This window comes from Rhodopirellula sp. UBA1907, from assembly GCF_002337565.1.
Classification (GTDB): Bacteria; Planctomycetota; Planctomycetia; order Pirellulales; family Pirellulaceae; genus Rhodopirellula; species Rhodopirellula europaea.
Genome location: NZ_DDGH01000083.1, coordinates 21,077 through 31,971, shown reverse-complemented (window position 1 = coordinate 31,971; position 10,895 = coordinate 21,077). Strand labels below are relative to the sequence as shown.

Sequence of the window (10,895 nt, the reverse complement as noted above, 5' to 3'; positions counted from 1 at the left end):
ACCCGAGAGCGAACCGGACGTGCGTTGTCCATTGACGCGAACGCCGTTGAAGGGAGCTTCGCCGGCATTGAACGCGTACTTGCCATCAACTTGGCGATCCGATCTGCCGAATTGAAAGTCGCCATCGGCTAGAAGCAATGGTTGGCCGTTGACTAGGTTGGCTTGTGCGATTTGCTGTCCACGTCGAATCGCGAGATTTCGATCGAGTGTATCAGCCAAGGTCGTCGCGGCGGCGTTCGCAGCGGCGTCGGTGGATGATCGCAACTCGGTTCGAGCCAAGTGCATTTGTGCGATATCAATCGAGAACGCAACCACGATCAGAAACAAGAACATCATGATTGCGATCAGGACCAGCATCGCGCCGTGGCGTTGCGGTGCGTTTCGAGCTTGCTTGAGATCCAATGCGACGCAGCGATCGCGAAATTTGCGAGACAGTTTCGCTTTGCTAGTGGAGAGATTTCGCATGGTGCCGTTTTGAACGAGTCGGAGAAAGATGGGGCGAGTCGGACGTGCGTTGGTGAATCGATGAAGGAGCTGTTGCCTTACTGCTTCAGCATCACCGTGTTGACGGTGAGTTGACGGTCGGTGAGGAACCGTCCCAGCAAAGGGCTGTTCTGTGCACTCGAAGCGGTCACGGAGGTGATGACTTCTGCTGCGCGATCCGCATCCAATGATTCGCCATTGGGGAACGTGATTCGGTAGCCAACGATGCCGCGCGAATCGAGGATCGCTTGGGCTCTGGCTGCGGCGTCGGCGTTGCTGCGGCCGTCACGAATGGCTTCGCGAGTGGATTCGTAGGCGGCGACGTTGAGAGACTGCTTCAAAAAAATCATGCTGGAGGCTTCGATTGAACCGAAAACCAACAGGATCAGAATTGGCAAGCAAACGGCGAATTCAACCGTTGCCACACCGGATCGGCGACAACGATGGCGTCGCCCGGGAACTGCATTGTTCCGTCGTTTGGAGGTGGGTACAGGCATCGGAATGAAATCAGGCGTTGGTGGAGGATGAGCTGGTTTCGTCGCCGGTTGTTTCCGCGTCGGAGAGCAACCCGGTTCGCTGGGCCATGCTGTTGAACGAGTCAGCGACGTCTTTCCAGAAGTCGTTTGTACGGAATGACAAACGCTTGACCGGGCGGCCTTCGGCTGCGTTGAGGATTTCGGTTCGCAAACGCATGATCGGTCCGGCGAAACGATTGGTTAGTTTCAGCGTGTCGAGCACAAAGGCGGGGATCAGTGCGATCGAGATCAAGAAGAACGGCAGGAAGCGGCGCACACAGTCTTCAAAAGAGTGCTGCCAGCTCAGATCGGGTTGTTCAAACAATCGCAACCAGAGCAGCAACGCAACCGAGTTGCACACAAACAAAACGATCCAGTGAAGAGCGATCTTCTTCACGACACCGTATTGGACTGTGCGATCGACGACCGTCGTGGATCGATCCTTCCGTGTTGGGTGAGTGCTGGCTGCGATGGACATGATGCAAACCGTTTGAACGAATTGGGTGCTGACAAAGAGTGAGATGTGTCGCAACCGCCATGAATGGCAACGGTTGCATCCAACCCTAGTTCGCATGGATTGATCGGCGCCTCCAACCTGATGGGTGGCATTCGAGCAAATGAGAAAGTCGATGGACTAATCCGGTTCTGACGATCATGCAGGCATGTCCCGGCAAGCTGGCTGGGTTGAATCGACCGCGGGACTGACTGACAATGAACAGATCCCCACTCCCTTTCACGAAGTCCAACGCCATGAACGACAACAGTTCCTCATCGGACACGCAGTTCGCGATCATTCCTGATCGGGAATCCATCGCGACGGTCCAGCGTGATATCCGCTTCTTTCCAACCGAGAATGCTTCTCCGAAACTGTTGAGCCAAGACCAGATCGAAGCTTGGAATCAGGATGGCTACTTGGGACCGTTGGATGTTCTCGATGCGAATGAAACCACTTCGTTGCGTGAATACTTTGATGCCTTGTTGGCCGAAACCATGGCGGCCGGAAAGGACAGCTACTCGATCAGCAGCGCGCACCTAAAACATGCTCGTGTTTGGGATTTGTTGCAGCATCCAAAGTTGGTGAGCTACGTTTCTGACTTGTTGGGTGAGGATGTCATTGGTTGGGGATCGCATTTCTTCTGCAAGATGCCTGGTGATGGCAAACGCGTGGATTGGCATCAAGATGCCAGCTACTGGCCCCTGACACCGACCAAAGCCGTGACCGTTTGGCTGGCGATCGACGATGCCGATCTCGACAATGGTGGAATGGAAGTCTTCACCGGTTCACATCAGCACGGATTGATTGACTTCGACATGACGGATTCAGATTCCGGGAACGTCTTGGATCAAGTTGTCACGGAACCTGAGAAGTACGGAACACACCGATTCACTCCCGTTCGTGCGGGACAGGTGTCCATCCATAGCGATCTGTTGGTTCACGGTTCGGCGCCCAACCAGAGTGATCGCAGACGCTGCGGTTTGACGCTTCGGTATTGTCCCGCCGACGTGACCGCGTACTTGGGTTGGGAGAAGAAAGGCGTGGTCGTTGCGGGGACCGCATCGCCAGACAAATGGCCCGGAGCTGAGCGTCCCGACTCGTTTGACTCATAAGCAGTCCAGGCGATAGGCAACTGCGGGGCCGGTCGTCGTTTTGGCCAGAGAATCGTGTTGATCGTTTCGAGACCCGTGCCGGTTTCAGGGCGATTTCGGTTTTGGAGCGAAAGAAAAAACGGTAAAGTTCGGCGGCTTCGGTTCAATCGTGGTGGGACTCTCGGTTCCGTAAAACGAGCGGGCGTTTATACTGGCGCGGTGCCTGGTTTTGTCGGTATCCGTTGAGCGGGTGACGTCGCCAGGCCTTTCTTTCGCAGCGTTGAGAGCGTTTCTGCGACGGAGGTGAGTGGACCGAAGTCAATTCTTTCGGTGCAGTTCGCTCACTAAATATTGAAACGCTCTCGTTTCGCAGCTTTTTCTCATTTGTGATTTGTTTGATGACTCTGGCTTCTGTCTATCAGTCCACCGATTGTGCGATTTCATTTGAGCTGTTTCCGCCCAAAACCTCCGAAGGCGTGGATCTGCTCTGCAAAAACGTCGAGCGGTTGATGCAGTTTGGCCCGAAGTATTTCACATGCACCTACGGGGCCGGTGGTTCGAGCCAGGGGACAACGCTCGAAGTTCTGCAGAAGGTGAAGGAGATCACCAGTCTGCCCGTCGCATCTCACCTGACCTGTGTCGGGTCGACTGTGAAGGAACTGGAGACCTATCTCACGGAAGCCAGCCGGATCGGAGTTGATTACATCGTCGCACTGCGTGGAGACCCACCGAAGGGAACGACGCAATTCGAGGTCACCGAGGGTGGTCTGAAGTACGCCAACGAGTTGGTGGAACTGATTCGCGGGCAATTCAGCGATCTGGGAATCGCGGTCGCTGGGTATCCCGAGACGCATCAGGAAGCGGTGGATTTCCAAACCGATTTGACCAATTTAAAGCGAAAGGTCGACGCGGGGGCAGACATCGTCATCACGCAGTTGTTCTACGACAACGATGACTTCTATCGATTCCGCGACGCCTGTCAGAAGATTGGCATTGAAGTGCCAATCGTTCCGGGGATTTTGCCGGTGACCAATTTCAAACAAGCGAAACGGATCGCTTCGATGTGCAAGGCGGCGATCCCGCAGTCACTCGAATCCGCAATGACCGAAGCGGGTGACGATCAGGACCAGTTCCGTGTCGGCGTCGAGCACGCTCGTCAGCAAACGATCGATTTGGTCAACAATGGTGTGCCCGGCATCCACTATTACGTTCTCAACAAGAGCGAAGCTGCCGCTGACTTGCTCGATGGGTTGTCGCTGACCAGTTGCTAAGCGTCGGCGGGGCAGCGACCTTTTTTAAGGTTGCGGAAAGTCGCTTTGTTGGCGAATTGCGCCTTGCTGGTGCGCGTTGTGCTTCGTGTTGCCCGCGTAATCGAACCAGATGGACTTTGGGTCGTGACGAAATGTCGCTTTTGGTCAATCGCGAGCTAAGCGCACGTCGAAAAGTTGGTTTAGAGAGCTAGGCTTTCGTGTCCACCGACCTTTTGAACGAGACGACACCCATGTTCGCTCCCATTTCGATGCCATTCATTCACACGCTTCACGGTTTGACCTATCGGGTCGGGCCAGTCTCGCAGCGTAGTGAGAACGAAGATCCACAAACTTCGCGACGTCGTGAAGAGCATGTGGTAGATCGGCCACCGGCCAAACGCCGCGAATCCGAAGAACAGTCGCTGGATCAAGACGCGTAATTTCGCGATTGATTCTGAGGCCAACTTTGCAGCCCGTTTCGCTCGTTTCAAAACGAGTTTCGCCACCGGTCCAAACTGAACACGGTGGCGAAATGTTGATTCAAGCGATGGTCCTTGGCTCTCCCATCATTTCGTTGGTTGAACAACGCGTCGCTTTCGGTTTGACCTTAGCGACTTTGGATGATGGTCTCGGCCGCTGAAGATGCTCAGCGAGGTTTACCGATCGCGAACAGTTTGTCCTTCGTGCTGATGAAGATCGTTTCATCGGCTGCGACGGGCGTGCTGTAAACGCTGGTTCCCATGTTGATCTCTTCGATCGGTTCGTTGTTCTCAGCACCAAACTCGAACACGCAAACGTCACCGTCTTCATCACCTATGTAGACCTTGTCGTCGGCGATCAGAGGACTGCCCCAGCTTTGGGCGAACATGTCGTAGGTGAAGTGCACGATCGGCGTGCCATCGTCGTTCCCTTTTGCGTCCAAGCAGTGGACCAATCCGGAGAAATCGGCGATGTAAAGCACGTCGTCTTTGATCGCAACGGTGCCACAGCTGCGGTGCATTTCTTCTTCGAAGTCAATTTCACCGTCGTCGTTTTGGTCGGCCAGTGAGTAGTGCCAAACGACAGCCGAGTTTGGATTGTCGACGGCAGTCTCACCCTTCTCGGGTTCAACCGCTTGGATGCGTTTGTGTTCGATTGGTTCGCGGCTATCGCCTTCCATCTTCACGGCCAACTGAGGCGAGACGTCGCCACGTTTGGTTGGATCGATGCACCACAGGTGACCTTCGCCTTCGCCGTGTTCAGGGTCTTGGCCGACAGCGATATAAACCCAACCGTCGTAGGCGACTGGAGTCGCGATCAGGTTGTTGCGAGTGCCTTCGCCGCCCAGGATCCATTTGGATTCCTTTGGATTGCAGTCGAACTTCCAAAGCAATTCGCCCGCACCATCTTTTCCGCCGTCAGCTTTGAAGCTGTACAACCATCCGTCGCCACCGCAGAACAAGACTTGCGGTACGCCGCCGAGGACTTCGACCGAAGGTGACGACCATTGTCCGTGCAAGATATTGGTGCCAGGAGATTGGTCGGTCCAAAGGACTTCACCGGTGTTTTTGTTCATGCAGATGAAGCTGGGGGCTTCAGGAGCTGGCAAGTTGATGTGGGATTCGTCGAGGCCGTTGCTGGTGTTGACGAACAACAAGTCGCCATAGCTGGTGACGCTGCACGAGCACATGTTGTGTTGGCTGACGCCGAGTTCATCCATCATGTTGAAGACCCAGATCACATCCGCGTCTTGTTTGTCGTCCACCGATAGTGTCTTGAAGATCGAGATGCGTGGTCCCAGTTGCTTGATCGCCAGCGAACGTTCGACGCCACCAAATTTGCCTTTGGCGGTCCATGATTTGTTTTCCGCGATCGTTTTGATTTCGATGTCCCCTTCGGGTTCACTTCCGGCGTCGGTCAAAACCTGTGTCAATGCTTCGGTCAATTCGCCTTGGTTCAGTGACGTGAGCGAATCTTCGTAGTCGCTGCCTTCGCCGCTGTTCATCAAGTCGCCGACGCGAGCCACTTCGTTTTGGACTGGGCCGTCGTCTTCGCCATCGTGGAAACCTTTGGTGTCCAGGCAACGGACTTCACCGCGACTGGTCACGAACCACAATCGTTCGCCTTCGACCAAAGGTGCACAGCAAATGCCCTGCAGAGGCCAATCGTGAACACGACCGGTGATCAGTTTTTCGCTGCTGTGTTGCCAAAGGAAGCTGCCGTCATTTTGGTCGAAAGCGAGCAAGCAGCCGAGGTCGACGTTGCTTGGGTAGCGTTTGAGGTAACCGTTACCGTTGTTGGAGCCAACGTAAACTTGGCCTCCGGAAACGACGGGGTTTCCGTAGGTTTGGCTTCCCAGGGCGGAGAACCAGCGGACGTTTTCAGCTTTGGATCCATCCCACTCGCCGGTGCGGCGATCGAACTTGCCGATGTTCCAGGATTCGGGCAGGTTCTTTGCGTTGGGCACGTTGTTGCGGACGCGGGTGCCGCCCCATTGTGGCCATTCTTCGCCCGACTCAATGACCTTGGCCGGAGGAACGAATTCGCTCACGTCGGCAGCGGATCCAGAATCGGACTTCGATTTGTCCACGTCGGCCACGACCGTTTCGTTCGCGGCAGCGGCAGCCAATGTGACGGTGCTCAACGGAACAGGCGGTTGGCAACCGCTCAACAAAACCGTTGTCAGTGTGCCCAGTATCGCTGAGCCAAGCATCAAGCACCAAGCAGAAAATTCAGAGCGAGCCATGATTGTTTTTGGGAGGGAGGGTTCGTTGGATGTTCGAAGCGAATCGCGACAGTTGGAGGGTCGCGAGTTCGCTGCAGGTTGGGAGGGAGTTCAATCAGTCGGTGACGTTGAACGCAACGTGGGAATGCGCCGCGTCATCACGATCACTCATTGGGTGTGACTTCCAAGTTGTCGATGTAAAGCTCAGCGACTTTCGCGTTGCCGTACAAACCAGGGCTGGCCGACAGAACAGGAATCTTGTCTTCTGCGGTCACGGTCCAGTCAGCGGGCTCTTCTTCACCGCGAGGCCATACTTTGCCCTTCAACACGGCAATTGCGTCGTCGCCACTGCCTTCGATTTGGGCTCGGAATTTCATCCGATACCACTGGTCTTCTTTCCAAGGGAAATCAACGGTCTGTGCCATTCGCAATTGCGGTGACCACGATCGGATTTGCAACTGTTGGCTGTTGCCCATCAAATCCAAGACATAACCGTGAGCGGTCAAGCCAATGTCCGGGAGTTGGTCATTGGCTCGGCTGCCACGAACGTCAGCGGCGATGGTGTAGTTTTTCAGTTCGCTGGATCCCATCCAAGCACGGCTTCGTGCACCCTTTGGAATCGTGCTGATCTTCACGAGTGCCGGTGAGCCATCGACGGGCCGAATCACGTGACGATAACGAGCACCCACCCAAGACAATGGTGGATCGTTCAAGTCATCGAAGTCGAATGCCCATGGCAGTTCAGGAACGATACGAACCCGAGTGCTTCCGGTGACGCTCCCGACTTTGGCAATGATGGTGGCCGCGGTGTGGGCAACGTCGGAGTTGGCGGTGAAGACGTTGCCGTCGACCGAGCCAGGGCCTTCGACACTGAAGGTGATGTCCGAGTCGGCTGGATCAGCCAAACGTTGTCCCAGGCGATTGAACAATCGAACTGACAGCTCCATGGTTTGACCTGGGTGCAGCAAACCTTCTGCTGGCGTGACCAACAACTGAGCTGGTTCTGGGTTTTCTTCGATGGGCGTCTCGCCGAGCAATTGTTCTGCCAGGACGAGTGGTTTTTGCGTTGATTCAGGGGAGCCAACGCAGTACAGAGCCGACGCACCTTGGAAGTAAAGCTTGCCGTTGGCCAAGATTGGCGAGGAATGGAATGCCTCGTTGCGAATACGGCCTTTGCTGAGAAATTCAACGCCGTCTTCAGTCATTTCCAAAATCGCCCAACGACCGTTTTCGGTCAGGACGTACAGCTTTTCATCTGCCACCAAAAGCGAAGGCCATTGTTTGCGGTCTCCGATTGCAATTCGCTCGGCGATCAGGTCACCGGTTTCGGTGTCGATGATCCAAAGCTTGCAGCGGTCATCGACCACGTACAAACGGTTGTCAACGACGACAGGAGCGCTGCGGCCGACGACCAAGCCTTCCATCTTCCAAACTTCTTTGCCGTAGGTTTCGTCGCCGGTTCCGCCGACTTCGACGGAAGCGACCGCACCCATCGAGCTGCCGGACATGTTTTCTTCGCTATGACTAGCGTAAACCCGGTTTCCATCGACCAGTGGGGTGGCGAACATTCCGCGACGGGATAGGTCGTGATGCCAGAGCGGTTTGCCGGTACGAGGTTGGATGCCCCAAACGGCTCCGTCGCCCGTTCCCAAAATCAATTGCCGTTGGCCTTCGATCGTGGTCAGCGTCGGTGCCGAGTAGGTTGTGTCGTTGGGCAAATCCTTGGTGCCACTGAACCAGACGACTTCGCCGGTCAGTTTGTCCATCGCGATCAAGCGGTGGTTGGGTTTGGCGGCTTCGCCCCAGTTGATGATGATGCCGCTGATGATCACGAGGTCTTCGTGGATCACCGGGAAGTTGGTCCGACCGCCGTAGGTCGACAACATTCCGAATTGTTCGTGAAGGGGTTTGCTCCAGACGGTTTGCCCGGTTTCTCCATTGATACAGAGAAACAAGTCGCACACGCCCAGGGCGTAGACATTGCCGCTCTCGGGATCCGCGACGACGCTGCTCCAGCCCACACGGGTGTCAGGAACGTCAGACAGATAGACGTTGAAAGCGTTTTCCCAGAGGGTTTCGCCAGTTTCCGCGTCGAGGCAGACGACTTTTTCGCCTTCGGTGTCCGTTCCCGGGTTCGAACGCATCAATGTGTAGAGCCGGCCGTTCATCGCAACCGGCGTGCTGCGAGTGCCGATGTCTTCCCGTTTCCACAGGAGGTTGCTGCCCTCGCCGCCTTCTGAATCCCAGTCTTCGACCAGGTTCTCAGCTTCGGCGGTCCCGTTGAAATTAGGGCCTCGCCAGTAAGTCCAGTCCGCCGTTTGGCCGTTTTCTTGGGCCCGGGCGGTGTTGGATCCGAGGGTCACGCCAACAAAACCCATCAAACACAGCAACATGGTCACCGCACGAGCGGAGCTGGCCTGTTGTTGTGAGGTCCTTTGGGAGTGTGGCGAAGTGACAGAGCGGCGCAACGTCGCGAACATCAAGGATTCCGGTGGGAGAGATAGGGTGGGAAGGTGGGGCACGACAGGATAATTCGAATCGTATTGGTTGAAATGATTTTAGCGTGCCGGGACCCGTCGCGTGCAATCCCCTCGAATGCTCAAAACGGTAAAAGCTGATAAGTCTGCCGTTTCAGCGTTTTTTTGCCGTTCCGCGGTAGGAGGACGCTTTTGAAACCGGAGCTGCGAAGCGAAATGCCCGGAAGGGAGAATCCGAAACGCAGCGCGGTCGTGCGCCGGAAAACGCGTGTTTCAGGCTCGATAGGCGGCCGGATCACCGAAGTGCTCGTCCGCGGGATCGAATTCAGGTGTGCACACGATCAGTACCTCCATTTTTCCGACCGCTCGATGTTGGACCCCGGGAGGAATGAGGACGGACATCAGCGGCCGAACCGGATGCAGTTCGCCATTCAGTTCGATCGCGGCATCAGCATCACAGCTCAGAATCACGTAGACCTCGGTGTGATCGCGGTGGTGATGCGGTTTGGCATCCAGACTGATCTGCGTCAGGTGCAGCGTGCCGGGGAACTCGGATGACTCTGCGAATGCTCGGCGAGCCTGCCCGCAGGGGCATTCAACCGGTTCGATCCGTGTCAAATCAACGATTTCAGGTTTGGCGGCCATTGGTTTTGACCTCTGTTCTACGAATATTGCAAAGGACCGCCGGGTTTCACGTCGTCGAGTTCCACAGCATCGACCGCTCGGTTTGAGCCTGCCTCCCGGCCACCAGAGGGTGTTTTTGTCAGTCTGGATCGATTGCACGCATCGTACCAGAGGATCGTTCGGGACGATCCATACCCGCCGGATAACCGGGCTGAAATTCCGTAAGCCGCAAACGTTAACAAGCTGCCGAAAAACACCCAAACCACTGCATTGAAGCCTAGGTGTCGCCGATACGTTTGTTGTCCGACCGCATGAGTCGGGTTTGAAACGCTCCCGGCGTCGAAGACCTGAAGTCACTCAGTCGACTCGGATGACCCAGAGGTGCAGACAGCGGATGTCTGCATCTGGCAGATGTTTCTTCATCAAACGATTGGACCAGCTACACCGTCGCCAGAGACCCTGGCACGAATCGAAATGGATTTCAGAACTGAACGAAGTCAGCGGGCTGGGTGCTCGCACCTGGTTCGGTTTGTGTTCTGAAGTCCTGACCTCGGGACTTGATCGTCGGCGACTTCGTCCGACGACCGTGTCCCCAAGGGCAACGATACAACGGTGAGGTTGCAGAATCGCGAGTGACGGATCACTGCCGACAACTTCCCGCAACAATCTCGAGAGGGAGAATAATCTCCGATGAAGCGGACAATTTTAACATTGACGATGGTCGTGGCGAGTTCGGTCTGTACTCAAGGCTTTGGCTTTGACTTGCTTGATCGCATGCTCGGCATGAAAGGCTGCGGAAGCTCGACAGCTTGCTGCGAAGCTCCTGTTTGTGAACCTACTTGTGGTTTGGAAGCACCTTGCGGCGGTTGCGACAGCGACTGCGGATGTGCTCCTGCTTGCGAACCCGATTGCGGTTGCGAAGCTCCTTGTGGCGGTTGCGACTCCGGTTGTGGCTTGCTGAAGGGCAACCTGCTCGGCGGATGCAACAGCTGTGCAGAACCAACTTGCGGTTGCGAAATCGCTGATTGTGGCTGTGCACCTGCATGCGAAACCGCTTGCGAACCAGCTTGTGGCTGCGAAATCGCTTCTTGCGAACCTTCGTGCTGCGACAGCGGATGCAGCATCGGCAAGGGCGGCTTGCTCAGCAAGTTGTTCGGTGCCAAAGGCTGCAACAGCTGCTGCGAAGCTCCATGTGAAGTCGCTTGCGAACCAGCTTGTGGTTGCGAAGTTGCTGACTGTGGCTGTGGATCGGCTT

General features: G+C 55.7%; 9 protein-coding genes. 3 read left to right on the top strand and 6 right to left on the bottom strand.

Features of this window, described 5'->3' with window-relative positions; all coding sequences use genetic code 11:
- The 3 genes from B2R17_RS17590 to B2R17_RS17580 all read right to left on the bottom strand — a co-directional run.
- A partial coding sequence (locus tag B2R17_RS17590) for a pilus assembly protein TadG-related protein (RefSeq protein ID WP_286765007.1) occupies positions 1-465 on the bottom strand: 465 nt, incomplete at its 3' end.
- Between the two features lie 77 nt (positions 466-542).
- Complete coding sequence (locus B2R17_RS17585; RefSeq protein ID WP_261340307.1) at positions 543-980, bottom strand: TadE/TadG family type IV pilus assembly protein; 438 nt, start codon at positions 978-980, stop codon at positions 543-545.
- Between the two features lie 10 nt (positions 981-990).
- Entirely contained in the window at positions 991-1,476 is a 486-nt protein-coding gene (locus B2R17_RS17580) for a hypothetical protein (RefSeq protein WP_286765006.1), read from the bottom strand.
- Positions 1,477-1,748: 272 nt separating this feature from the next.
- On the opposite strand from B2R17_RS17580, the gene B2R17_RS17575 reads away from it, so the two are divergent.
- From B2R17_RS17575 to B2R17_RS17565, 3 genes are all read left to right on the top strand, one after another.
- The gene (locus tag B2R17_RS17575; RefSeq protein WP_286765005.1) at positions 1,749-2,606 is read left to right on the top strand and encodes a phytanoyl-CoA dioxygenase family protein; all 858 of its coding nucleotides are present in this window, start codon (positions 1,749-1,751) and stop codon (positions 2,604-2,606) included.
- Positions 2,607-2,971: 365 nt separating this feature from the next.
- Complete coding sequence (gene metF / locus B2R17_RS17570; protein ID WP_008660304.1) at positions 2,972-3,856, top strand: methylenetetrahydrofolate reductase [NAD(P)H]; 885 nt, start codon at positions 2,972-2,974, stop codon at positions 3,854-3,856.
- Between the two features lie 230 nt (positions 3,857-4,086).
- A complete protein-coding gene (locus tag B2R17_RS17565; RefSeq protein ID WP_286765004.1) occupies positions 4,087-4,275 on the top strand; it encodes a hypothetical protein in 189 nt (62 codons plus the stop codon).
- Between the two features lie 206 nt (positions 4,276-4,481).
- Here the strand turns inward: B2R17_RS17565 and B2R17_RS17560 are convergent, their stop codons facing one another.
- The 3 genes from B2R17_RS17560 to B2R17_RS17550 all read right to left on the bottom strand — a co-directional run bounded on the left by B2R17_RS17560 (position 4,482) and on the right by B2R17_RS17550 (position 9,661).
- The gene (locus B2R17_RS17560) at positions 4,482-6,560 is read right to left on the bottom strand and encodes a PQQ-binding-like beta-propeller repeat protein (RefSeq protein ID WP_286765003.1); all 2,079 of its coding nucleotides are present in this window, start codon (positions 6,558-6,560) and stop codon (positions 4,482-4,484) included.
- 143 nt (positions 6,561-6,703) lie between these two features.
- On the bottom strand, positions 6,704-8,932 hold the full coding sequence (locus tag B2R17_RS17555; RefSeq protein WP_008660313.1) for a PQQ-binding-like beta-propeller repeat protein: 2,229 nt from the start codon (positions 8,930-8,932) through the stop codon (positions 6,704-6,706).
- A 357-nt stretch (positions 8,933-9,289) separates the two neighbouring features.
- Positions 9,290-9,661: a cupin domain-containing protein gene (locus tag B2R17_RS17550; protein ID WP_286765002.1), complete on the bottom strand. Its 372-nt coding sequence runs from the start codon at positions 9,659-9,661 to the stop codon at positions 9,290-9,292.
- Positions 9,662-10,895: the final 1,234 nt, after the last annotated feature.